Consider the following 23,397-nt stretch of genomic DNA (forward strand, 5'->3'; position numbering starts at 1 on the left):
ATCCGCACCTGCGCGCGGGCGTGGCTCGGATCAGGGTGCCGAGCGGTTGTCGGCGGGTTCGCGCGCGCTGCGCAAGGTCAAGGTCAGCGCCGCAATTCCCGCACCGCAAAGCGAAAGCACCGCGATATTGGGCGGCGAGAGATTGGCGATGATGATGCCGGTCAGCGCCCAGATCACCGCAAGCGCGTATTCGGGCGTATCGGCGCGCAGGATCTGAACGGCCATTCCCAAGGCCAGCGCCAGCCCGATGCTCAACAGGGCCGCCACCTGTTCGCCCAGGATCCCGTGCCCGGCCAGCACCAGCGCCAGCGCCACGCACGCCGCCGCCGTCAGCCAGCCGGCGTAAAGCGCAATCGGCGTGCGCAGCCAAATCCTGTCGTCACGCCCCGCCTTCAACAGCGCGATCAGAGCTGAACCCAGCATCACCCAGATCAGCACGGTCGCCCAGATTGGCGAGATCTGCGCCACCGGTATCCACGCAGCACCCACTGCAAGGCTGATGAAGAGCGGCCAGCGCGCGCGGTCCCATCCCGGCGCCTCGGCGCGTTTCAAGAGCCCGAAACCCGTCCCCGCGAGCAGCCAGATATAGATCAGGCCCCAGATCCCGAAGGCATAGCCAGCAGGCTGAGCAGGCGGATCATTCTGCGGTATCGGAAACTGGTCGGGTGCAAAGCCGTTGAATCCGTCATTTGCAAACGGGGACAGGACAAAGGCCAGGGTGGCGGTCAGGGTCAGGATGGCTTTCATGCGGTTCATGCATGTGGATCTGGGGCCGATCGCCGAGGGTTCAAGACCTTCGCCCGGAGCAGCGGTACGGACGATCTGGACTGTGTGGCGCTCGGCGCCCACGTGCGAAGGCCGCACAGAGGCGACCACGTTGGAACGGGATAGCAGCGGGCCGGGATGGGGGGCTGTCTGCCCCCCACGTTGAAAATCATGGATTTTCAACGTCCCCCCCCGAGGATATTTTCAAACAGAAGAAGGCTGGGCGTGTCAGGTCAGTGTGCCATCGGCTTGCAGCACCGTCTTGCCGCGCAGATAGGGGTGCAGCGCGTCGGGGAGCATGACCGAGCCGTCGGCCTGCTGGCCGTTCTCCAGAACTGCGATCAGGCAGCGGCCAACGGCAAGGCCCGAGCCGTTGAGCGTGTGGACGAATTGCGGCTTGCCGCCATCGGCGGGTTTGAAGCGCGCATTCATGCGCCGCGCCTGAAAGTCGCCGCAGACCGAAACCGAACTGATCTCGCGATAGGTGTTCTGACCCGGCAGCCAGACTTCGATATCATGGGTGCGCTGCGCGCCAAAGCCCATGTCTCCGGTGCAAAGCACGATGGTGCGGTAAGGCAGGTCGAGCTTTTCGAGGATGCCTTCGGCACAGCCGGTCATCCGGTCGAGTTCTGCGCGCGATTGATCGGGATGGGTGATCGACACCATTTCGACCTTTTCGAACTGGTGCTGGCGCAACATACCTGCGGTATCCTTGCCGGCACTGCCCGCCTCGGAGCGGAAGCATTGCGTATGAGCCGCGTAGCGCCGCGGCAGGGTGGACTCATCGATCGTGTCGCCATTAACGAGATTGGTCAGCGGCACCTCGGCAGTGGGCACCAGCCACCAGCCATTCGTGGTCTGGTAGCTGTCTTCGCCGAATTTCGGCAGCTGACCGGTGCCATACATCATGTCGTCACGTACCAGAACCGGCGTCCAGGTTTCCAGAAGGCCGTTTTCCTCCACATGCGTGTCGATCATGAACTGCGCCAGCGCACGGTGAATTCGCGCGACCGCGCCTTGCAGCACCACGAAGCGCGAACCGCTCAGCTTCGCGGCCGACTCGAAATCCATGCCAGGCTTTACGCCCGCGATTTCGAAATGCTCGACGGGTTGGAAATCGAGGCCGGCCGGGTTGCCCCAGCGCTTGATTTCGACATTGTCTTCCTCGTCGGCACCATCGGGCACGTCATCCATCGGCAGGTTTGGCAGGCTGGCAAGAAGCGCGGTCAGGTTGCGGTCAAGCTCCTTGGCCTCGGCCTGCATGTTGGCGACCTCGGCCTTCTTGTCGCCCACAAGCGCGCGCAGACGCTCGAATTCGGCCTCGTCACCCTTGGCCTTGGCAGCGCCCACCAGTTTGGACGCCTGGTTCTGTTCGGCCTGTGCGGTTTCGGCGGCATGGATGCGCGCGCGGCGTGCCTCGTCCAGTTCGAGGATCGGGACCGAGGCGTTTTCCATCCCGCGCCGTGCCATGGCGGTGTCGAAGGCTCCGGGGTTTTCACGGATCGCGCGGATATCGTGCATGGGTCTTGTCCTTGGCCTGAATGAGTCGTCGCATGCCTTATGCAACAGAATCCGCGCGGGGTGTAGGGCGGCGTTTTGACCGCTGGTGCATGAGGCGACGACAGGGCACCTTTCGCGACTTGCAAATGTCGGGCGCGGGCCATAGGTTCCGGCGCAATTCAGAGAAAAGGGCCTGCGGGCCGCTCAAGACAGAGGAAACACACCCGATGGAAGCCCTTGGACAGTTCATTCCCCTCATTCTGATCTTTGCGATCATGTACTTCCTGCTGATCCGTCCGCAGCAGAAAAAGCTTAAAGAGCACAAGGCCATGGTCGAAGCCCTGCGCCGCGGCGACCAGGTGGTCACGCAAGGCGGGCTGATCGGCAAGGTGGCCAAGGTCAAGGATGGCGACGAGGTCGAAGTGGACCTGTCGGACGGGGTGCGCGTCCGGGTCGTCAAATCGACCATCGCACAGGTCCTGAGCAAGACCGAACCCGCCGAGGGCTGAGCCCGGCATTACCTACCCAAACCCTTGAAAAGGCGCGACAATGCTGCAAATCGACCTGTGGAAACGCATCGTTATCTGGGCTGTTGTCGCCTTAGGTCTGTTGCTGGCACTGCCGAATGCCTTTTATCCGAGAGTGGAGAGCCATAACGACGCGGTGAAGGCGCTCGAGATCGGCGCCTCTGGCCAGGAGCTTGAGGAACAGGTGGCTCGTTGGCCAAGCTGGATGCCCTCGAGCCTGGTCAACCTGGGGCTCGATCTGCGCGGCGGCGCGCATTTGCTGGCCGAAGTGCAGGTCGAGGACGTCTACCAGTCCCGCATTGAAAGCATGTGGCCCGAAGTGCGCGACCTGCTGCGCGAAGAACGCGACCGTGTCGGCCCGATCCGGCTGCAACCAACCGATAGCGCCGAACTGCGTGTGCGCCTGATCGAAAAGCCGGATGAGGTCGAACATGCGGCAAGCTTGGTGCGCGGGCTGGCGAGGCCGGTCAGCAGCCTGAGCGGGACGGGGACATCGGATATCGAGGTCACCACCGAGGGCGACGAGATCGTCATCCGCCTCAGTGCCGCCGAGCAGCGTGCGACCGACGATCGCACCGTGCGTCAGGCACTGGAGATCATCCGCCGCCGCATCGATGAGGTCGGCACACGCGAGCCGACGATCCAGCGCCAGGGCTCGGACCGGATCTTAATCCAGGTGCCCGGCGTCGGCAGTGCCGCCGAACTCAAGGAGATCATAGGCACCACGGCGCAGCTGACCTTTCAGCCCGTGGTCGGGCGCACGCAGAACGCGGAGGACGCACCGGGCGCGGGCAATGAAATCCTGCCTTCCATGGACCAGGAGGAAACCTACTACATCCTCGAGCGCGCGCCGGTTGTCACCGGCGACGAACTGGTCGATGCGCAGCCGGATTTCGATCAGAACGGGCGCCCGGCGGTATCATTCCGCTTTGACCCGACCGGGGCGCGCAAATTCGGCAACTACACCGCTGCCAATATAGGCAGCCCCTTCGCGATTGTGCTGGACAACGAGGTGATCAGCGCACCCGTGATCCAGAGCCATATCCCCGGCGGATCGGGGATCATCACCGGCAATTTCACCGTCGAGGAAAGCACCCAGTTGGCGGTACTTCTGCGAGCCGGTGCCTTGCCTGCGGGGCTAGATTTCCTCGAAGAACGGACCATCGGCCCGGAACTTGGCGCCGACAGTATCGAGGCGGGCAAAATCGCATGCGTGGTCGCATTCATCCTGGTGTTGATGTTCATGGCGATGAGCTATGGAACCTTCGGGCTGTTCGCCAATATCGCACTGATCATAAATGTCGGGCTGATCTTCGGTCTGCTGAGCCTGATCGGGGCGACGCTGACCCTGCCGGGTATTGCGGGCATCGTGCTGACCATCGGCATGGCGGTAGATGCCAACGTGCTGGTTTTCGAGCGTATCCGCGAAGAGATGAAGACCGCCAAGGGACCGGCGCGCGCCATCGAACTGGGCTATGAAAAGGCGCTGAGTGCGATCACCGACGCTAATATCACGACCTTCATTACTGCGCTGATCCTTTACACGATGGGGTCCGGACCCGTGCGTGGTTTCGCAATCACGCTGGGGCTGGGGATCATCACGTCGGTCTTCACGGCGATTTTCGTGACCCGCCTGATCGTTATCATGTGGTTTGAGCGCAAGCGCCCAAAGACCGTGCTTCAGGGGCGGTCGCTGCGGCTGGTGCCTCGGGACACCAAGTGGGATTTCTTCCGTCGCTGGCGCCTGTCGCTGGGTATTTCGGCAGTGCTGATAGTGGTCGCGTTTGGCTCTTTCCTGTTGCAGGGGCTGAATTACGGCATCGACTTCCGCGGTGGCACCACGATCCGCACTGAATCCGCGCAGCCGGTGGATGTCGGCGCATATCGCGACGCGATCCAGCCGATGCAACTGGGTGACGTGACGATCACCGAAGTGTTTGATCCCACCTTCGGTGAAGACGAGAACGTCGCCATGATCCGCATTCAGGCGCAGGACGATACCGAAAGCGTTCCCGCCGAAATTGTCGAAGGTGTCGAAGCGGCATTGCAGCAGGCGGTGCCCGACCTGACCTTTACCTCGGTCGAAAGTGTAGGACCCAAGGTATCGGGAGAGCTGATCCAGACGGCCATCATCGCGGTTGCGTTGGCCATCGGAGCGGTGCTGATCTATATCTGGCTGCGGTTCGAGTGGCAGTTCGCACTTGGCGCGGTCGTGGCGCTTGTACATGACGTGGTGCTGACGATCGGTATCTTCTCGGAGTTGCAGATACAGTTTGATCTCGCGATCATCGCGGCGCTTCTGACGATCGTGGGCTATTCGCTGAATGATACGGTCGTGGTCTTTGACCGGGTCCGCGAGAACCTTCGAAAATACAAGAAGAAGCCGCTGTCAGAGGTTTTGAACATCTCGATCAACGAGACGCTGAGCCGAACCGTGATGACCTCCGTCACCACGCTTCTGGCACTTGGTGCGCTCTACATTCTGGGCGGTGACGTTATCCGGGGTTTCGTCTTCGCGATGATCTGGGGCGTCATCATCGGCACCTATTCTTCGATTTTCGTCGCCAGCACGATTCTTCTGTGGCTCGGGGTCACGCGCGATTGGTCCAAGCCTGATGCGAACCAAGGCAATCAGTTCGCCAACGTGGATGCCTGAAGCACTGATCCAGCTTGTTGCGACTCCCGGACTGATCTGGTTGATGCTCGCCATTGGGGCGGCGGGGATTGTGCGCGGTTTCACCGGCTTCGGCACAGCGCTGATATTCGTTCCCATTGCAGGTATCTTCCTGCCGCCCGCGGTGATCGTCGCTGTTATGATGCTGACCGGCCTCGCCAGTTCAGGTGCGTTGATCCCGCGTGCGTGGGGTCAGGCCGACCGGCGTGAGGTCGGTCTTCTGGCCTTCGCGGCACTCTTGACCGTTCCGCTTGGCCTCTGGCTTATGGCGCGGATGGATGCGCATATCGTGCGCTGGATCGTCGCCGTGGTGGCCGGGCTGACGCTGCTGGCGCTTGTCACGGGCTGGCGCTTTTCGGGGCAGGTCTCGCGGCGCGGACTGGTTGGCATCGGCGGCGTGGCCGGTGTTCTGGGAGGGCTGACCGGGTTGACCGGGCCTGCGGTAATCCTGTTTTATCTTGCCGGGCAGGCGGCGGTGCAATCGGTGCGCGCCAACACGATCCTGTTCCTCGGTGCGCTTGACGTGGTGATCGTGGCCAACCTTTTGCTGCGCGGGGCCGTGGCATGGAGCACGGTCATCCTGGCGCTGGCGCTGGCGGCGCCCTATTTCATCACCACACTGATCGGTCAGGCTCTGTTTGACCCGCGACACGAGCGCACGTACCGATGGGTTGCCTATTCGGTCATCGCGCTGGCGGTCATCAGCGGATTGCCGATCTGGGAATAGGAGACCGACCCATGCAGATTCACGAAGTGACCTTCAGGGAAACCACCCCGATCAACGGCTATGGCCCCGGCTTCTTCCGTGTCGGTGGTGAGGTGTTCCAGGGTCCGGTGATCGTTCAGCCCGAACAGGCGCGCGCCTGGGAAGGCTACGAGGACGACACCCCGCTTCTGGCGCTGGCGGGCGATGCGGATGTGCTGTTCATCGGCACAGGGGCTGAGACCGCGCATATCCCTGCCGGTCTGCGCACCCGCCTCGAAGAGGCCGGTCTGGGAGTGGAGGTGATGCACTCCGCCGCCGCCTGTCGCACCTATAACGTTCTTCTGTCGGAGGGGCGGCGCGTCGCGGCCGCCCTGCTGCCCGTGTGAAAAGGCCGCGCCTTGATCCAGCCCCTTTCCGCAGGTCCTGCTTTGGGATAACGACACATTCATGGTGCTGAACGTTTCGGATCTGACAATCGCGCGCGGCGGGATCAAGGTGCTCGAAGGGATATCCTTCGACCTTGCGCCCGGGGGCGCGATCGTCTTGCGTGGTCCCAACGGTATTGGCAAGACCACGCTTTTGCGCACGATTGCCGGGTTGCAGCCACCGCATTCCGGGCGCGTCGATGCCGACCCCGAGAGCCTTGTCTATGCCGGTCATTCGGACGGGCTCAAGGCCACGTTGACGGTCGAGGAAAACCTTGTCTTCTGGGCGCAGGTCTTTGGAAACACGGACATTTCCAAAGCCGTCAAGAGCTTTCAGATGGCGCGGCTGGTCAACCGCCCCGCGGGAATGCTCTCGGCCGGACAGAAACGGCGGCTGGGGCTTGCCCGATTGCTCGTCACCGGGCGGCCGGTCTGGATCCTTGACGAGCCGACAGTGTCGCTCGATGCCGATGCCGTGGCGATGTTCGCAAGCGCCGTGCGCGCGCATCTGGCACGCGGCGGCTCGGCCCTGATCGCCACCCATATCGACCTCGGCCTGCCCGAGGCCGAGATGCTGGAGGTCGGCCCGTTCCGTGCCCGTGCCGCCGAGCTCGACGATTTCGACGAGGCCTTCCTGTGATCGCGCTTCTGATCAGGGATCTGCGGCTTGCGATGCGCGCGGGTGGGGGCTTCGGCCTCGGCCTCGCCTTCTTCCTCATCGTCGTGACGCTGGTGCCGTTCGGGGTCGGTCCGCAAAGCGATCTGCTGGCGCGTATCGCGGCGGGCATCCTGTGGCTCGGCGCGCTTCTGGCATGCCTTCTGTCGCTGGACCGGATCCTTGCGCTCGACTGGGAGGACGGCAGCCTTGATCTGCTGGCCACCGCGCCTTTGCCGATGGAGGCGATCGTATCTATCAAGGCCTTGGCGCATTGGCTGACCACCGGTTTGCCGCTCGTGCTTTTCGCGCCGGTGTTCGGCCTGCTGATGAACCTGCCCGAGGCGGGTTACAAACCTCTCGTGCTCTCGCTTTTGCTGGGCACGCCGGCGCTTAGCGTGATCGGAACCTTTGGCGCGGCGCTGACCGTCGGGCTGAAACGCGGCGGTTTGCTGCTGAGCCTGCTGGTTTTGCCGCTCTATGTGCCCACATTGATCTTCGGGGCCGAGATGGCGCGGCGGGGGGTCGAGGGGCTGGATATCACGACGCCAATGCTGATGCTGGCGGGGATCACCTGCGGCACGATTGCGCTTTTGCCTTTCGCATCGGCTGCGGTATTGAGGGTTAACCTGCGCTAAGGAAACGGGAATCGGAATGAACCTCAACGCTCTCTGGGCCTATGCCAACCCAAAGAAGTTCATACAGGCCACCGACCGGGTTCTGCCCTGGATTTCGATCCTGGCGGTCCTGTCTTTGGTCGTCGGGCTGGTCTGGGGCTTCTTCTTCACGCCCGAGGATTACCGCCAAGGATCGACGGTGAAAATCATTTATCTTCATGTACCTAGCGCGCTCATGGCGATCAATGCATGGTTGATGATGCTCGTCACCTCACTGGTCTGGATCGTGCGGCGCCACCATGTCAGCGCCCTGGCGGCGCGGGCGGCGGCGCCGGTGGGGGCGGTGATGACGCTGATCGCGCTGGCGACCGGGGCGATCTGGGGGCAGCCGATGTGGGGAACATGGTGGGCCTGGGATCCGCGCCTGACCTCGTTCCTCATCCTTTTTCTCTTTTATCTCGGATATATAGCCCTTTGGGAGGCCATCGAGGATGACGACACCGCGGCGGATCTCACCAGCATCCTCTGTCTGGTGGGGTCGGTCTTTGCCCTGCTGAGCCGTTACGCGGTGAATTTCTGGAACCAGGGATTGCACCAGGGCGCGTCGCTGAGCCTCGACAAGGAAGAGAATGTGGCGGATGTTTTCTACTATCCGCTGCTGGTCTGTATCGCCGGATTCGTGTTACTTTTCATAGCCTTGGTGTTCCTGCGCACACAAACCGAAATCCGCGCGCGCCGGATGCGGGCGCTGCTGGCGCGGGAGCGGATGGGATGATGCCGGATCTGGGAAAATACGCCGAGGCGGTGCTGTCCTCTTATGCGGTGTCGATCGTGCTTTTGGTCGTGCTGGTCTGGCTGAGCGTCTGGCGCGCGACGCGCGTGAGGAAACAATTGGAAGACATTGAATCGAAAGTGAAAAGAGATGGCTAAACTGTCGCCTCTGATGATCCTTCCGCCGGTGATTTTTGCGGGATTGGCGGTGCTTTTTTACGTGGGCATGCAGCGCGAAAACCCCGACGAGCTGCCCTCCGCGCTTGAAGGGAAAACCGCCCCGCTGGTTCAGGTGACGCCGCTTGGCGACAAAAAATCCTTTTCGGACAAGGACTTGAGAGACGGTGACGTCAAGCTTGTCAATTACTGGGCCAGTTGGTGCGCCCCTTGCCGGGTGGAACATCCCAATCTCGAGCAACTTGCGGAGCAAGGGGTCGCGATTTACGGTGTGAACTACAAGGACAAACCCGCCAATGCTTTGAAATTCCTCAAGGATTTGGGCGATCCCTATGCTGCCATCGGCGCCGACGAAAATGGGCGCATGGCGCTCGATTGGGGCGTTTACGGCGTGCCGGAGACCTATGTCATTGACGGACAAGGACAAATCATTTTCCGCTTTGCCGGGCCGATCACAGACCGCGTGCTGGAAAATCAGATCCTGCCCGCCATCGAAAAGGCACGCTGACTTCTGTACGAAACGTCCGTTTTGTACGCCGGTTTTGTACCCAAATCGCCCCTTCGGCGAAAAGGTTTGTACAAAACCCGAAAACCCGCCCCTTCATCTGGCTGAAAATACCTCGGGGGGTCCGGGGGGCTGGCCCCCCGGCCTGACCCTGGAAGAACGAAAAAGGGCGGCCCGGAGGCCGCCCCTGAAACGCGGTGCCGCGCGCCGATCAGGCGGCGGAGCGGGCGAGGTTGCGCAGCACGTAATGCAGCACGCCGCCGTTTTCGACATATTCCTTTTCCACCGCCGTATCGATGCGCGACTTCAGGGTGATGTCCTTGGTCGTGCCATCGCCATAGGTGATGGTGCAGGGGATTTCGGCCTGGGGCTTCATGTCGCCCTCAAGCCCGGTGATGTCGAAGCTCTCGTCGCCCTTCAGCCCGAGCGTCTTGCGGGTGTCGCCGCCGGTGAACTCGAAGGGAACGACGCCCATGCCCACGAGGTTGGAGCGGTGGATGCGCTCGTAGCTTTCGGCGATTACCGCCTTCACGCCCAACAGGCTCGTGCCCTTGGCGGCCCAGTCGCGGCTGGAGCCCGCGCCGTATTGCTCGCCCGCGACGATGACCAGCGGCACGTCCTTGTCCTGCCATGCCATCGCGGCGTCGAAGATCGAGGTCTGTTCCCCGTCCGGTCCGAGCGTGTAGCCGCCTTCGACCCCGTCCAGCATCTCGTTGCGGATGCGGATATTGGCGAAGGTGCCGCGCATCATCACCTCGTGATTGCCGCGCCGCGACCCGTAGGAGTTGAACTCGCGCACCGGCACCTGGCGTTCGGTCAGGTATTCTCCGGCGGGCGTCGAGGGCTTGAAGCTGCCCGCGGGTGAGATGTGGTCGGTGGTGACCATGTCCCCCAGCAGCGCCAGCATCCGCGCGCCCTTGATGTCCGAGATCGTCCCGGCCTCTTTCGACATGCCCTGAAAATAGGGCGGATTCTGCACATAGGTCGATTGCGGCGGCCAGTCATAGGTTTCGGCGTCGGAGGTTTCGACCCCCTGCCACTTGTCGTCGCCCTTGAAGACATCGGCATATTTCGACTGGAACGCCTCGCGGGTGACGGTGCGTTCGACCAGTTCGGCGATTTCCGCCTGGGTCGGCCAGATGTCTTTCATGTAGACATCCTTGCCGTCCTTGTCCTGACCGATCGGGTCGTTGGTGAGGTCGATATTCATGTCGCCCGCGACGGCATAGACCACCACCAGCGGCGGCGAGGCCAGATAGTTGGCGCGCACGTCGGGCGAAATCCGCCCTTCGAAGTTGCGGTTGCCCGAGAGAACCGAGGTCGCGATCAGGTCGCTGTCGGCGATGGCCTTGGAGATTTCCTCCTGAAGGGGGCCGGAATTGCCGATGCAGGTGGTGCAGCCATAGCCCACGAGGTTGAAGCCGATGGCGTCGAGATCCTCTTGCAGGCCGGCGGCCTCGAGGTAATGCGACACCACCTGGCTGCCCGGTGCGAGCGAGGTCTTGACCCAGGGCTTGCGGTTCAGCCCCAGTTCGCGCGCCTTGCGCGCCACCAGCCCGGCGCCGATCATGACATAGGGGTTCGAGGTGTTGGTGCAGGAGGTGATCGAGGCGATCACCACCGAGCCGTCGCGCAGGGTGTAATCCTCGCCATCGACCTCGACGGATTTGCGCGGGTCGATCAGCGCGTCGGGCGCGGGGCCTTCGGCGGCCATGTCATTGGCGGCGCTGCCCTCGTCTTCGCCGCGGTAATCGGCGACGACTTCGAAGAATTTCGACGCCGCCTGATCGAGCGAGACGTAATCCTGCGGGCGTTTCGGCCCGGAGATGGCGGGCACGATGGTGCCCATGTCGAGGCTGAGCGTATCGGTATAGACCGGCGCGTAGCTGGCATCGCGCCAGAAGCCGTTTTCCTTGGCATAGGCTTCGACCAGCGCAAGACGGTCCTCGTCGCGTCCGGTATTGCGAAGATAGCGCAGGGTTTCGTCGTCGATCGGGAAGAAGCCGCAGGTGGCGCCGTATTCGGGGGCCATGTTGGCGATGGTGGCGCGGTCCGCCAGCGGCAGATTGTCGAGCCCGTCGCCGTAGAATTCCACGAACTTGCCGACAACGCCCTTCCGGCGCAGCATTTCGACGACCTTGAGCACCAGGTCGGTGCCGGTGGTGCCTTCGATCATGGCGCCGGTCAGTTCGAAGCCGACCACTTCGGGGATCAGCATGGAAATCGGCTGGCCCAGCATCGCGGCCTCGGCCTCGATCCCGCCGACGCCCCAGCCCAGAACGGCGGCGCCGTTGACCATGGTTGTGTGGCTGTCAGTGCCCACCAGCGTGTCGGGATAGGCGACCTCGTCGCCGTTCTGGTCCGTGTCGGTCCAGACGGTTTGCGCGAGATATTCAAGATTGACCTGGTGGCAGATGCCGGTGCCCGGCGGCACCACGCGGAAATTGTTGAACGCGCCCTGGCCCCATTTGAGGAACTGGTAGCGTTCCATGTTGCGCTCGTATTCGCGGTCCACATTCATCTGGAAGGCGCGGGGATTGCCGAATTCGTCGATCATCACCGAGTGGTCGATCACAAGGTCGACCGGGTTGAGGGGATTGATCTGTTGCGGATCGCCGCCAAGCGCCTTGATCCCGTCGCGCATCGCCGCAAGGTCGACCACGGCCGGGACGCCGGTGAAATCCTGCATGAGCACGCGGGCCGGGCGATAGGCCAGTTCGCGGTTGCCCTTGCCGCCATTGTCGGCCCAGTCCGAGAACGCCTTGATGTCATCGGTGGTCACGGTCTTGCCGTCCTCGAAGCGCAGCATGTTCTCGAGCACGACGCGCAGCGCGGCGGGCAGGCGGGAGAAATCGCCGAGGCCGGCCTGTTCGGCGGCCTTGATGGAATAATAGGCGTAGCTTTTGCCATTCACGCTGAGGGTCTTGCGTGTCTTGGCGGTGTCATGTCCGACGGTGATGGGCATCTGGCCTTCCTTTCACTCTCAAGGCAGGAATTCGCTGGCTTGCTTCTGACCTATTTGAAAAGACCGATCAAGGGGGTCGGATGCAATTTGTATACTATTGCACACAGAAAATCGGTGGATTCGCGCCGTCCCCGCAGATCACCGGGCAGATCACCGGGGTCTCGCAAAACCTTGATTGGTCATTTCAGGCCGGACTAGATAGGAAGAAACATGAAGCGAGAGACGATGACCCAAAGAGCCCAAGCCCGCAAAAGAGCATCATGATGACAACGCCGACGCGCCGGGCGATCCCGATCCTGTTGCTGGCTGTTTTCACCGCCATTTCCGCCGCCGTCACGGCACAGGCGGACGAGAACCGCCGCGTGGTGGTGGAGCTGTTCACCTCGCAGGGCTGTTCGTCCTGTCCGCCTGCCGACGCCTTGCTGCGCGAGCTTTCGGAGCGTGACGACGTGGTCGCGCTGGCGCTGCATGTGGATTACTGGGATTACATCGGCTGGAAGGACAGTTTCGCCAGCCCCGACTTCACCGCCCGTCAGAAAGCCTATGCCTATGCCAGTGGCAAGCGGATGGTCTATACGCCCCAGATGGTGATCGGCGGGCAACATCAGGTGATCGGCACCAAGGAAATGAAGGTCGCCGACCTGATCGCCACCCATCGCGCGCAGCCGCCCGAAGTGGTGCTGGCGGTGACGCGAAAGGACGGGCAGCTCAGGATTTCTGCGCAGGCGCCGCGCCCCGTCGAGGGGCCGCTGATCGTGCAGGTGGTGCGCTATATGCCCGATGCCACGGTCGAGGTGCGCCGGGGCGAGAACGCCGGACTGCGGCTGCCCTATTCCAACATCGTGACCGATTGGGATGTCGAGGGCAAATGGGACACCGCGGCGCCGCTGGCGATGGAACTGCCCATCGAGGGCGAGAATCCGGTGGTGGTCTTGTTGCAGCACGCGGGCCACGGCCCGATCGCGGCGGTCGCCGAACTGAAGTGAACCCGGAGATTTGAGGAGATTCTTTAGGGGTGGCGGTGCCGCTGCCCCTTTTCTCGACGGTGAGACAAGTTATATTCTGTCGTCACGACGGCGAGACAACGAACCGCATGGAAGATCATGACCGACAAAGATCAATGGAGGGCCGGCGAGGATGACGGGGACGAGGGTGACACCTCGGTCGTCGTCAAGACGCGCAGTCGCACCAAGCGCCCGCCGCTTTACAAGGTCCTGCTTCTGAATGACGATTACACCCCGATGGAATTCGTGGTGGCGGTGCTGGAGCGGTTCTTCGGCATGAATCACGCGCAGGCCTTCGAGGTGATGCTGACGGTCCACAAGAAGGGCGTCGCGGTGGTGGGCGTGTTCAGCCACGAGATCGCCGAGACCAAGGTCGCGCAGGTGATGGATTTCGCGCGCCGCTACCAGCACCCCCTGCAATGCACCATGGAAAAAGAGTAGGTAGGCACCGCCATGCGCAGCCCCATACGCCTGTCGCTGGCCCTTGAGGCGGGCGATGTCGTGTTGCCCGAGGCGGCGCGGATCGCCGTCTTTACGCCGCGCGCGGGCGACGACCTGTCGCCGCTGCCCATGGGGTGCTGCCATGTGATCACCGGCTTTCGCCCCGATCACGATTATTTCGCGGGGCTGGGTTATGCCTGTGCGGTCTCGCCCGAGGGGCGTTACGGCGCAGCGCTGGTCTGCCTGCCGCGCGCCAAGGCGCGGGCACGGGCGCTGATCGCCGAGGCGGTGGCGGTCACCGACGGACCGGTCATCGTGGACGGCGCCAAGACCGACGGGATCGAATCACTTCTCAAGGAGTGCCGCAAGCGTGCCACCGTCACCGGGCCGGTCAACAAGGCGCATGGCAAGCTGTTCAGCTTTCCCGCCGGGCCGGGATTCGAGGATTGGGCGGCGCATGGCCCCGACACGATCGAGGGCGGTTTCGTCACCGCGCCGGGGGTCTTTTCGGCTGACGGGATCGACCCGGCCTCGCGCTTTCTGGCCGATCATCTGCCTGCGAAACTGGGCAAGACGCTGGCGGATCTCGGCGGCGGCTGGGGCTATCTGAGCGCGCGCGCACTGGAAGGGCGCGACGAAATCGAAGCCCTGCACCTGATCGAGGCCGATCACACAGCGCTGGACTGCGCGCGCCGCAACCTGCCCGATGCGCGCGTCTTGCTGCATTGGGAGGACGCCACGCGCTGGCGCCCGGAAGCGGCGTTGGACTGTGTCATCACCAACCCGCCCTTTCACACCGGGCGCGAGGCCGACCCGGAACTGGGCCGCGCCTTTATCCGCGCGGCGGCGGCCTGTCTGAAACCGGGCGGCCAGTTGTGGCTGGTGGCCAACCGGCATTTGCCTTACGAGGCCGAGATCGAACGCCATTTCACCCGCGTCGAGGAAGCGGCCGGGAACACGCGCTTCAAGATCCTGCACGGGCGGGGGCCGTCTCGCAAAGGGCGGTGAACTGGCCTAGGGTGGCGCGCGGCAGAATCATCAGAGAGGTCTGCACATGTCTTTTTCCATCTCCGGCAAGACCGCCATCGTAACCGGCGGCGCCAACGGGATCGGGCTGGCCATTGGCCGGCACTTCGCAGACAAGGGCGCCAATGTCATGTTCGCCGACATGGACGAGGACCGTCTGGTCAAGGAGCTGGGCGCCAATGAGGAGGCGGAGAACATCCGCTATTTCGCGGGCGATTTGCGCGAGCGGCTGACGCTGGCGAACCTTCTGTCGGCGACCATCGACGCCTTTGACCAGGTGGATATCCTGATCAACGCCTCGCGCCAGGTGATCCAGTCGGATGCGCTCAATCCCGATGACGATGCGATGGATCAGCTTTTGCAGCAGAACCTGATGACCTCGCTCCGGCTGACGCAGATGGTCGCCAAGCGCATGATCAAGCAATCCGAAGGCCAGGACGAAGGCTGCGCGGGCACGATCGTCAATCTTTCGTCGATCGCGGCGCGGCGCACGCATCCTGACCTTATGGCCTATTCGGTCTCGACCGCCGCGCTGGACCAGATGACACGCAGCATGGCGGTCGCGCTGGCGCCCTATCGCATCCGGGTCAATGCGCTGGCTTTCGGGTCGGTGATGAGCGCGTCGCTCAAGGAAGCGCTGCGCGAGAACCGTGACTTTCGCGCCGATATCGAGGAGCATACGCCGCTGGGGCGGATCGCTTCGCCCACGGAACTGGCCGAGGCGGTGCAATATCTGGCCTGTGACGGGTCCTGCTTCATGACCGGGCAGATCATGACGGTGGATGGCGGGCGCTGCCTGCTGGACCCGGTTGCGGCCCCCGCCCATTGACGACGAGGAGATCCAAGGCGTGACGAGTGGTGACATGATCGAAGAGAAGGCCCGCGCGGCCAGGTGGTTCCGCGCCCTGCGCGACGAGATCGTCGCGGCCTTCGAGGCGCTGGAGGACAGCCATGCCCAAGGCCCGCTGAGCGAGGCCGCGCCGGGGCGTTTCGAGGTGAGCGAGACCAGCCGCGCCAGCGATGACGGGTCGGACGCGGGCGGTGGCCTGATGAGCGTGATGCGCGGCGGCCGTGTGTTCGAGAAGGTCGGTGTCAACGTATCCGAGGTTTACGGCACCCTTGGCGAGGCGGCGCAACAGGCCATGGCGGCGCGCGGTGTCCCGGGGATGGCGGAGAATCCGCGTTTCTGGGCCTCGGGGATCAGCCTTGTGGCGCATATGCAGAACCCGCATGTGCCAGCCGTTCACATGAATACGCGCATGTTCTGGACACCGGGGGCCTGGTGGTTCGGCGGCGGGTCCGACCTTAACCCCTGCATTCAGTATGACGATGACACCGCCCATTTCCATGCCACTCAAAAGGCGCATCTGGACCCGCATGGCGCGGATATTCATCCGCATCTCAAGCAATGGGCGGATGAGTATTTCTATATTCCGCATCGCAAGCGGGCGCGCGGTGTCGGCGGGATTTTCATGGATGACCGCAATTCGGGCGACTGGGCGGCGGATTTTGCGCTGACGCAGGATATCGGGCGCGCCTTTCTGCCCGCCTATCTGCCGCTGGTGGAAAAGCGCCGGGTGCAGGACTGGAATGATGCGGACAAGGATGTGCAGCTTGTCCATCGCGGGCTTTATGCGGAATACAACCTTGTCTATGACCGGGGCACGCGGTTCGGGCTGGCCACCGGGCATGATGCGAATGCGGTGCTGATGAGCCTGCCGCCGCTGGCGAAATGGGTCTGAGCGCGGCTCAGCGCTTCTTGCGATAGGCTCTGAGCTGTTTCTTGCCGCGCCTGGCCAGCGGGCCGGTGCCGTCTTTCCAGCGGCGGTGAATCCAGAACCATTGTTCCATGCGCGCGCGCACCTGCGCCTCGAGGCGGTCATTGACCTCCTGGGTCATGGTGACCGGGTCGCTGACGGGCACGGGGCTTTCGACATGGACGTGGAAATTGAGTCCGTCCGGGTCGCGGATGCCCCAGACCGGCACCAGCGGCGCATCATATTTGAGCGCCAGTTCGGCCGTGGCCAGCGGCGAGAGCGCGGGTTTGCCGAAAAAGTCGAGCGGCACCCCGTCAAGCGCGTTGAGATCGGTCAGGATCGCCAGCACGCCGCCCGAGCGCAGGTGTTTGACCATCTGCATCATGCCGCGCCGGCCCTGCTCGAACATCGGCTGGCTGATCGTGCCCATGGCACGGGTATAGCGCCGGTTGAAGAAATCATTGGCCATCGGGCGGTAGAAGATGCCCATCTCGAAGCCCTGTTCGATCATCGCCACGCGCGCGGCGTTGAAATTGCCGAAATGGCCGGTGACGAAGATCACCGGGCGCCCCTGGCTGCGCGCGGCGCGGATCACCTCGAGGCCGGGGCCTTCGACAGGGGCCTTGCGGGCAAGGGCGATGAAGGCATCGGGGGAGTAGAGTTCGATCATGTTGCGCCCGGCATTGTCGGGCACGGCGCGGATCAGGCGGCGCACTTCGGATTCGGGCAGGTCGGGCAGGACATGGGCGAGGTTGTCGCGCACCCGCGCGTCATAGCCCGCCACCGGCGCGATGATGCGTGACGTGACCCAGCCCATGAAGGGCACCCGCCAGCGATAGGGCAGAAGCCGCGCCATCGCGATCGGGGCATACATGGCAAAGCCGAGCGCGGTGTCGCGCAGCCGGTCGGCCAGGGGAGGGGGGCTGGTGTCGCTCATGGTCGGGTCGCGCCTGCTGATTTTTGCGCCAGACATACGTGGCGCGGGGCGTTTCCACAAGCCTTGGGCGATCAGTCCGGCGGATCGCGCGGCGCCGTATCGCCTGTGTCATCGGGGTCGGGGGCGGTGGCAAGTGTGATGTCGCCCGCCGCCGCGAGGCGGCGGATGGCGTTGACCACCTGGCTCATGGCGGCTTCGCCGTCGGTCAGGCTCACGTCGCCCCGCTCACCGATCTCTTCGCGCAGCGCCTCGGCCATGCGGCGTGACATGTTGGAGAGGATGAATTCCGCCGCGTCGTCGAGCCCGGCGGAGCGGGCGCCCGCCAGCGCGTTGACCAGCACGGGCTGATCCACCTCGCGGGTGACGCGGGGCACATCGAGCGGCGCGAGCCGTTCGGGGACATGGACGAAGGTGAAGATCGCCTTGCGCACGAGGCGCGCGAAATCGACATCGGTCTCGTCAAGGCCGTTGAGCACCGCGTCGCGGGTGGCGGCGGCGGTGGAGTTGAGGATCGCGCCGACACGTTCCACCGGCCCGGAGTCGAAGGCGGTTTCGGGCACGTCGTGCAATTCCCCCGCGAGCGCGAGGCCGATGCGGTCCACCGCCTCGGGCGAGACGGCGCCGGTGCGCGACACGGCGTAGGTGATGCGCCTTGCCTGATCGCCGGGCAGCCGGCCCAGCAATTCGGCGGCGCGTTCGGTCGCGAGTTTCGAGAGCATCACCGCGGCCACCTCGGTGCTTTCGCGCATGAGGATATCGAGCAAGGCATCCGCCTGGGCGGCGCGCACCTGTTCCCAGGGGTCGCCGAACTGGCGCACCCCGGCCTCCTTGCGCAGGCGGGCGGCGGTCTGCGCGCTGATGCGCCCGTCAAGCGCCGAGAGCGCCCCGGCCACCCCGCGCGGAAAGGTGAGGCCCATCGCCTCGAGCTCGCTGGCGAATTCGGCCACCACATCGGCCAGCGTGGCGCGGTCCACATATCGCATCGCGCCCATCTGGGTGGTCAGACTGGCCTGAAGCGGATCGGGCAGGTCGCCAAGCGGCACCTCGGCCCCTTCCTTGAGCAGGAAGCGCACGATGATCGCGGCCTTCTGGCGGCGGGTCAGACGGGCGGCGGCGGCGCTGCGCGGTACCGGCGACGAAGACGACGGCGGCGGCGCCTGCGACGAATCCGGTTGTGTCAGGCGGGCAAGCTGTGTGCGCTGCGTCATCGCGGTCCTCGTTCAGGCAGTGAGGTTGCATGATAGGGCCGCAGGGATGAAGAAATGTCTAAAACGCGAACGGGGCGCCCGATGGCGCCCCGCAACAGCAGGATTGCTGATTGTCCGCTGGTGTCAGCTTGTGGTTTGCGGCACGCAGGTCTTGGCGTCGGCATCCCAGGCGGTGCCTTCGGCGCAGGACATCGTGTGTTGGTCATGTGCCGGGCAGGCAAAGGATGCCATGGCCGATGTGACGGTAAAGGCCGCAGCCGTCAGAAGGGTCTTGAAGGTCATCACACATCTCTCCTGTTGAACCGCGACAAGCATATCACGACGCGCAATTTTCACCAAACCGGATTTGCGCAAAGCTGCCGGAAACGCCTGTTCAGACCTCGCCGAACACCCGCGCGAAGATCGTGTCGACATGTTTGGTGTGGTAATCCATGTCGAATTTCTCGTTGATCCCGTCCTCGCCAAGGGCGGCGACCACTTCGGGGTCGGCCAGCAGCTCCTGGCGGAAATCGCGGCGTTCTTCCCAGACCTTGAGCGCGTTGCGCTGCACCATCGAATAGGCGTTTTCGCGGCTGACGCCAGCCTGGGTCAGAGCCAGAAGAACGCGCTGCGACATTACGAGGCCCGGAAACTTGTTCATGTTTTCCAGCATGTTGTCGGGATAGATCAGCATCTTGTCGATGACGCCCGTGAGGCGCGCCAGCGCGAAATCGAGCGTGATGGTCGCATCCGGCCCGATCGCGCGCTCGACGGAGGAATGCGAGATGTCGCGCTCGTGCCAGAGGGCCACGTTTTCCATCGCCGGGATCACCGCCGCGCGCACAAGGCGCGCAAGGCCGGTCAGGTTCTCGGTCAGCACCGGGTTCTTCTTGTGGGGCATCGCCGAGGAGCCCTTTTGCCCCATCGAGAAGAACTCGGCCCCTTCCAGAACCTCGGTGCGCTGCATGTGGCGCACTTCGATGGCGACGTTTTCGATACTGCTGGCGATCACACCAAGGGTGGCGAAGAACATCGCGTGACGGTCGCGGGGGATGACCTGCGTGCTGATCGGTTCGGGGTTGAGGCCCAATTGCGCGCAGACATGTTCCTCGACGCGCGGGTCGATATTGGCGAAGGTGCCGACCGCGCCGGAGATGGCGCCGGTGGCGATTTCGTCGCGCGCGGCGCGAAGGCGGGCGCGGTTGCGGTCCATCTCGGCGTAAAAGCGCGCGAAGGTCAGGCCCATGGTGGTGGGCTCGGCATGGATGCCGTGGCTGCGCCCGACGCGCACCGTGTTCTTGTGTTCGAGCGCCCGGCGCTTGAGCGCCGCGAGCAGCGAATCCATATCCGCCAGCAGAATGTCGGCGGCGCGCGTCAGCTGCACGTTGAGGCAGGTATCGAGCACATCCGAGGAGGTCATGCCCTGATGCACGAAGCGCGCCTCGTCGCTGCCGACATGCTCGGCCAGATGCGTCAGGAAGGCGATCACGTCATGCTTGGTCTCGGCCTCGATCTCGTCGATACGGGCGACATCGAACTCCACGTCCTTCGCTTTCCAGACAGCATCGGCGTTTTCACGCGGGATCACGCCCAGATCGGCCATGGCGTCGCAGGCATGGGCCTCGATCTCGAACCAGATGCGGAACTTGGTGGCGGGGTCCCAGATGGCGACCATGTCGGGGCGGGAATAGCGTGGAATCATGTGACGAGCCTCTGCCTGTCCTGTAACGGTTGGCGCGGGTTTAGACGGATGGGCGCCGCGCAGCAAGCGGATGGCGCCGGGATGGGACGGTTTGACCGGATGCGATGATGACATGCCCGCGCGGGTGCTTGGCGATTTCGAAGGGCGCTGGCGCATGGCGCGCCGGATCGTGCAGGGCGATGGCAGCCGGGCGGAGCTGACGGGCGAAGCGGTCTGGCGGCGCGTCGATGAGGGGTTGCTTTGCGAGGAGGCGGGGTTGCTTTGCGTCGGGGGCCAGCCGCCGCTGGAGGCGCGGCGGCGCTATCTGTGGCGCGACGACCTGACGGTGTGGTTCGATGACGGGCGGTTCTTTCACAGCGTTCCCGCGCAGGGCGGGGCATGCGCGCATTGGTGCGCCCCCGACCAGTATGACGGGCATTACGATTTCGGCCGGTGGCCGCAATGGCGCTGCATCTGGCAGGTGCGCGGGCCGCGCAAGGATTACCGGATGGTGACGGAATACAGCCGGATCGGGCCGCCTGAGGCGTGACGCATTTTCGGGATGCATCGGGTCTTGGCGCTGGCTAAACATGGCGGCATGACCGAGATATTGCAGCAATCCATCCCCCATGATGCCACGGCGCCGCGCCCCTTGCCGGGGATCGCGCCGCTGGACCCGGCGACATGGCTTCTGGTGGACGAGGTGTTCGGCGCACAGATGGCCGAGCGCGCGCGCCTTTTGCATGAGCGACGCGACGAGGTGCTGGCTGTCACGCCCGAGGGCAGGGCGGCGGCGGATGAATTGCTGGAATTCGTGCTGGACTGGCTGGGGCGTCATGGCGAGGGCTACAGCATCGGCGCGGATGAGGTGATCCGCCCGGACGGTGTGCGCGTGGCGCTCAGGCGCGACGATCCGATGGCGACGCTGGGGCATCTGGTGCAGGAGGATCTGTGCCTGATGGAAAAGCGCGGCGACGAGCATGTGCTGAGCGCGGCGGTGCTGTGTTTCCCGGCAAGCTGGCGGCTTGGCGACAAGATCGGGCGACCCCTGACGGCGATCCATGTGCCGGTGCCCGAATATGACGAGGGGGTGGCGCGCCGGGTGCAGCGGCTGTTCGACGGGGTGCAGGTGGGGCGGCCCTTGTGGCGCTTCAACGCGCTGCGCTATGTTGAACCCGACCTGTTTCAGCCGCGTCCGCGCGTGGAGCCGGTGCATGTCGATAAATTCGATGAAGGGGGCGGTGCCGTGGCGCCCTATCTGCGCTCGGAGCGGCAATGCGTGCTGCGCCTGCCGCAAACGCGGGCCTGCGTCTTTTCGATCCACAGCTACGTGATGGGCGCGCCCTAGGTCAGGTGGACATCGGCACGATGTCGCGCAGCATCGTATAGGCGAACATGAACGCACCGACGGGCGGCACGTAAAGCATCATCGTGAGCGCCAGCGTGTGAATGGTCAGGCGCATGGGCTTGGTCGGCTCGGCGCGGGTGGTCAGCCAGCGCTGGACTGCCGCGGCGCGCGGCAGGACCGGCACGGCGTCGATGATGTCGGCATCGTCATCCATGATGTCCGCTTCATCCATCATCTCGCCGGCCCTGGCCGAGGGATCGGTGCGGGCATCGGTGCGGGCGTCCGGGGCGGTGGTGTCGCAGGGCGCTTGCGCGCTGTCGCGCAGCAGGTCGAAGATCGAGTCGATCAGTTCGGGGCCGACCTCCTGATGCGCATCGCCGCGCAACACGGAATCGGCGGGCAGGAAATCCTGCGTGCGCTTTTCGATCTGATCGGCGACAAAGCGGAATGCCTCGGGATTGATGCGGGCGCTGTTGGGGCCTTTGATCGGGCCGACAGCGGCCACGAGGTGCCAGGACCCGGAATCGTCATCCGGGGGCAGCCAGCCAAGGGCGACGCGCACATATTCGCGCTCGATGAGGGCGATATCGTCGCAATCCCAGATCAGCGCACGGGTCTGCGCATCAACGAAACGGAACGCGAGGTCGAACTCCTCGACGATATCGCTGAATTCCATGCGCGGACATGCGCGGTACTCGAAACCGACAACAAAGCCTTGGGTCTGCATGAGAAAATCCTCTCAGTGCCCGCATTGGTGTTTTCGGTTACTTCAAGTAAGACCACATGAATTTGAAGCTAAGTTGAAGGAATTGCGGCCTAACCGTGGCGCTTTGTATGAATTATGTGTGTGCGGTTCAGCCGCCGCCGTCGATCTGCGCCGCCATGATGGCGATGGCCTGCTGATAGACAGTGGCGGCGTTCCATTGCTCGATCACGGCGAAATTGGGCTGGCCCTGCTGATAGCCTTGACCGGGCTGCCAGCCTTTCTGGCGCAGGAAATTGGCGGTCGAGGTCATGGCGTCGCTCAGGTCATAGAAATCGACGCGCCCGTCGCCATTGCCGTCAACGCCATAGGTGAGCGCATTGCCGGGCAGGAACTGGGTGTGGCCCAGTTCGCCGTGGCGCGCGCCGCGCGTGGCGCCGGTGATGGCGCCGCGATCCACCAGTTTGAGCGCGCCGATGGCGTGGGGGATGAAGAAATCGCTGCGCCGGCAATCATAGGCCAGCGTGGTGATCGCCGAGACGACCGCGCTGTCGCCCATGAAATTGCCGAACCCCGTTTCCATCCCGTGAATGGCGATCAGCACGCCCGCGGGAACGCCGTAGCGCGATTCAATCGCGTTGTAGAACGCGGCGTTCTGTGCGCGCCGTTTGCGCCCTTGCGCGACGATGGTCGCCGCGCCGCGCACCTGCATGAACCGCTCGAGGCTGTAGCGGAAGCTTTTCTGGTTGCGGTCGGCGGCGATGGTGGCGGTGGCGTAGCGCGCCTCGGCCAGCGCCTGAAGCCCGCGTTCGCCGACGCCCGCGCGCGCGGCCTCGGTGGCGAAGGCGGATTTCCAGGCGGCGAAGCCTGCGCCGTCGTTACCGCAGGGCGCGGCCAGGGCGCCCGGAGCGAAGCCGAGCGCCAGCGCGAAGGCAAGGAGCGAAAAGGAGCGGGGAGCGCGATGGCGGGCAGCTGTCATGTGGGCCTCCGGTTGAGCGGTGTTCGCGTCACAGTTTAAGCATGCCT

At 63.9% G+C, this 23,397-nt stretch carries 25 protein-coding genes; 16 read left to right on the forward strand and 9 right to left on the reverse strand.

Annotation, left to right across the window (positions count from 1 at the left end; genetic code table 11):
• Positions 1-30: 30 nt before the first annotated feature.
• A complete protein-coding gene (locus N5A93_RS00240) occupies positions 31-756 on the reverse strand; it encodes a TspO-related membrane protein (protein ID WP_268953053.1) in 726 nt (241 codons plus the stop codon).
• A 237-nt stretch (positions 757-993) separates the two neighbouring features.
• On the reverse strand, positions 994-2,286 hold the full coding sequence (gene serS, locus N5A93_RS00245) for a serine--tRNA ligase (RefSeq protein WP_268953054.1): 1,293 nt from the start codon (positions 2,284-2,286) through the stop codon (positions 994-996).
• Between the two features lie 206 nt (positions 2,287-2,492).
• On the opposite strand from serS, the gene yajC reads away from it, so the two are divergent.
• The 9 genes from yajC (at position 2,493) to N5A93_RS00290 (ending at position 9,325) form a co-directional block, all read left to right on the forward strand.
• Positions 2,493-2,774 carry a preprotein translocase subunit YajC gene (gene yajC, locus N5A93_RS00250; protein WP_268953055.1) on the forward strand — a complete coding sequence of 94 codons (282 nt, stop codon included), beginning with the start codon at positions 2,493-2,495 and terminating at the stop codon, positions 2,772-2,774.
• Positions 2,775-2,814: 40 nt separating this feature from the next.
• Positions 2,815-5,448: a protein translocase subunit SecD gene (gene secD / locus N5A93_RS00255; protein ID WP_268953056.1), complete on the forward strand. Its 2,634-nt coding sequence runs from the start codon at positions 2,815-2,817 to the stop codon at positions 5,446-5,448.
• Positions 5,441-6,193 carry a sulfite exporter TauE/SafE family protein gene (locus N5A93_RS00260; protein WP_268953057.1) on the forward strand — a complete coding sequence of 251 codons (753 nt, stop codon included), beginning with the start codon at positions 5,441-5,443 and terminating at the stop codon, positions 6,191-6,193. Before secD ends, N5A93_RS00260 begins: the two co-directional genes overlap by 8 nt.
• Positions 6,194-6,204: 11 nt before the next feature.
• Entirely contained in the window at positions 6,205-6,558 is a 354-nt protein-coding gene (locus N5A93_RS00265; RefSeq protein ID WP_268953058.1) for an Mth938-like domain-containing protein, read from the forward strand.
• Positions 6,559-6,619: 61 nt separating this feature from the next.
• The gene (ccmA, locus tag N5A93_RS00270; protein WP_268953059.1) at positions 6,620-7,237 is read left to right on the forward strand and encodes a heme ABC exporter ATP-binding protein CcmA; all 618 of its coding nucleotides are present in this window, start codon (positions 6,620-6,622) and stop codon (positions 7,235-7,237) included.
• Positions 7,234-7,890 carry a heme exporter protein CcmB gene (ccmB, locus tag N5A93_RS00275; protein WP_268953060.1) on the forward strand — a complete coding sequence of 219 codons (657 nt, stop codon included), beginning with the start codon at positions 7,234-7,236 and terminating at the stop codon, positions 7,888-7,890. Before ccmA ends, ccmB begins: the two co-directional genes overlap by 4 nt.
• A 16-nt stretch (positions 7,891-7,906) precedes the next feature.
• Entirely contained in the window at positions 7,907-8,644 is a 738-nt protein-coding gene (locus N5A93_RS00280; protein WP_268953061.1) for a heme ABC transporter permease, read from the forward strand.
• Entirely contained in the window at positions 8,641-8,799 is a 159-nt protein-coding gene (gene ccmD / locus N5A93_RS00285; RefSeq protein ID WP_268953062.1) for a heme exporter protein CcmD, read from the forward strand. Before N5A93_RS00280 ends, ccmD begins: the two co-directional genes overlap by 4 nt.
• A 13-nt stretch (positions 8,800-8,812) precedes the next feature.
• Positions 8,813-9,325 carry a DsbE family thiol:disulfide interchange protein gene (locus tag N5A93_RS00290; RefSeq protein WP_268953063.1) on the forward strand — a complete coding sequence of 171 codons (513 nt, stop codon included), beginning with the start codon at positions 8,813-8,815 and terminating at the stop codon, positions 9,323-9,325.
• A gap of 208 nt (positions 9,326-9,533) precedes the next feature.
• Here the strand turns inward: N5A93_RS00290 and acnA are convergent, their stop codons facing one another.
• The gene (gene acnA / locus N5A93_RS00295; protein ID WP_268953064.1) at positions 9,534-12,287 is read right to left on the reverse strand and encodes an aconitate hydratase AcnA; all 2,754 of its coding nucleotides are present in this window, start codon (positions 12,285-12,287) and stop codon (positions 9,534-9,536) included.
• Between the two features lie 263 nt (positions 12,288-12,550).
• Between acnA and N5A93_RS00300 the strand changes: the two genes are divergently transcribed.
• The 5 genes from N5A93_RS00300 (at position 12,551) to hemF (ending at position 16,500) form a co-directional block, all read left to right on the forward strand.
• Positions 12,551-13,273 carry a DUF1223 domain-containing protein gene (locus tag N5A93_RS00300; RefSeq protein ID WP_268953065.1) on the forward strand — a complete coding sequence of 241 codons (723 nt, stop codon included), beginning with the start codon at positions 12,551-12,553 and terminating at the stop codon, positions 13,271-13,273.
• A 117-nt stretch (positions 13,274-13,390) separates the two neighbouring features.
• Positions 13,391-13,732: an ATP-dependent Clp protease adapter ClpS gene (clpS, locus tag N5A93_RS00305; RefSeq protein WP_268953066.1), complete on the forward strand. Its 342-nt coding sequence runs from the start codon at positions 13,391-13,393 to the stop codon at positions 13,730-13,732.
• Between the two features lie 12 nt (positions 13,733-13,744).
• Positions 13,745-14,740: a class I SAM-dependent methyltransferase gene (locus N5A93_RS00310; protein WP_268953067.1), complete on the forward strand. Its 996-nt coding sequence runs from the start codon at positions 13,745-13,747 to the stop codon at positions 14,738-14,740.
• Positions 14,741-14,786: 46 nt separating this feature from the next.
• Positions 14,787-15,587: an SDR family NAD(P)-dependent oxidoreductase gene (locus tag N5A93_RS00315; RefSeq protein ID WP_268953068.1), complete on the forward strand. Its 801-nt coding sequence runs from the start codon at positions 14,787-14,789 to the stop codon at positions 15,585-15,587.
• Between the two features lie 34 nt (positions 15,588-15,621).
• A complete protein-coding gene (hemF, locus tag N5A93_RS00320) occupies positions 15,622-16,500 on the forward strand; it encodes an oxygen-dependent coproporphyrinogen oxidase (protein WP_268953484.1) in 879 nt (292 codons plus the stop codon).
• A gap of 7 nt (positions 16,501-16,507) precedes the next feature.
• Here hemF and N5A93_RS00325 read toward each other — a convergent pair whose 3' ends face one another.
• The 4 genes from N5A93_RS00325 to purB form a co-directional block, all read right to left on the reverse strand.
• Complete coding sequence (locus N5A93_RS00325) at positions 16,508-17,452, reverse strand: lysophospholipid acyltransferase family protein (protein ID WP_268953069.1); 945 nt, start codon at positions 17,450-17,452, stop codon at positions 16,508-16,510.
• A 71-nt stretch (positions 17,453-17,523) separates the two neighbouring features.
• Positions 17,524-18,660 (reverse strand): flagellar motor switch protein FliG, encoded by a 1,137-nt coding sequence (locus tag N5A93_RS00330; RefSeq protein ID WP_268953070.1) that lies wholly within the window; start codon positions 18,658-18,660, stop codon positions 17,524-17,526.
• Between the two features lie 123 nt (positions 18,661-18,783).
• Positions 18,784-18,942: an adenylosuccinate lyase gene (locus N5A93_RS00335; RefSeq protein ID WP_268953071.1), complete on the reverse strand. Its 159-nt coding sequence runs from the start codon at positions 18,940-18,942 to the stop codon at positions 18,784-18,786.
• A 91-nt stretch (positions 18,943-19,033) separates the two neighbouring features.
• Positions 19,034-20,341, reverse strand: a complete 1,308-nt coding sequence (gene purB, locus N5A93_RS00340) for an adenylosuccinate lyase (protein ID WP_268953072.1) — start codon at positions 20,339-20,341, stop codon at positions 19,034-19,036.
• 91 nt (positions 20,342-20,432) lie between these two features.
• On the opposite strand from purB, the gene N5A93_RS00345 reads away from it, so the two are divergent.
• Positions 20,433-20,870, forward strand: a complete 438-nt coding sequence (locus N5A93_RS00345; protein WP_372921251.1) for a DUF6314 family protein — start codon at positions 20,433-20,435, stop codon at positions 20,868-20,870.
• Positions 20,871-20,918: 48 nt separating this feature from the next.
• Positions 20,919-21,668 (forward strand): heme-dependent oxidative N-demethylase family protein, encoded by a 750-nt coding sequence (locus N5A93_RS00350; RefSeq protein ID WP_268953073.1) that lies wholly within the window; start codon positions 20,919-20,921, stop codon positions 21,666-21,668.
• Between the two features lies 1 nt (position 21,669).
• Here N5A93_RS00350 and N5A93_RS00355 read toward each other — a convergent pair whose 3' ends face one another.
• Together N5A93_RS00355 and N5A93_RS00360 are read right to left on the reverse strand one after the other, a co-directional pair.
• A complete protein-coding gene (locus tag N5A93_RS00355; protein WP_268953074.1) occupies positions 21,670-22,395 on the reverse strand; it encodes a hypothetical protein in 726 nt (241 codons plus the stop codon).
• A 127-nt stretch (positions 22,396-22,522) separates the two neighbouring features.
• Positions 22,523-23,350 carry a lytic murein transglycosylase gene (locus N5A93_RS00360; RefSeq protein WP_268953075.1) on the reverse strand — a complete coding sequence of 276 codons (828 nt, stop codon included), beginning with the start codon at positions 23,348-23,350 and terminating at the stop codon, positions 22,523-22,525.
• Positions 23,351-23,397: the final 47 nt, after the last annotated feature.

This window comes from Roseovarius salincola, assembly GCF_026891095.1.
GTDB lineage: Bacteria > Pseudomonadota > Alphaproteobacteria > Rhodobacterales > Rhodobacteraceae > Roseovarius > Roseovarius salincola.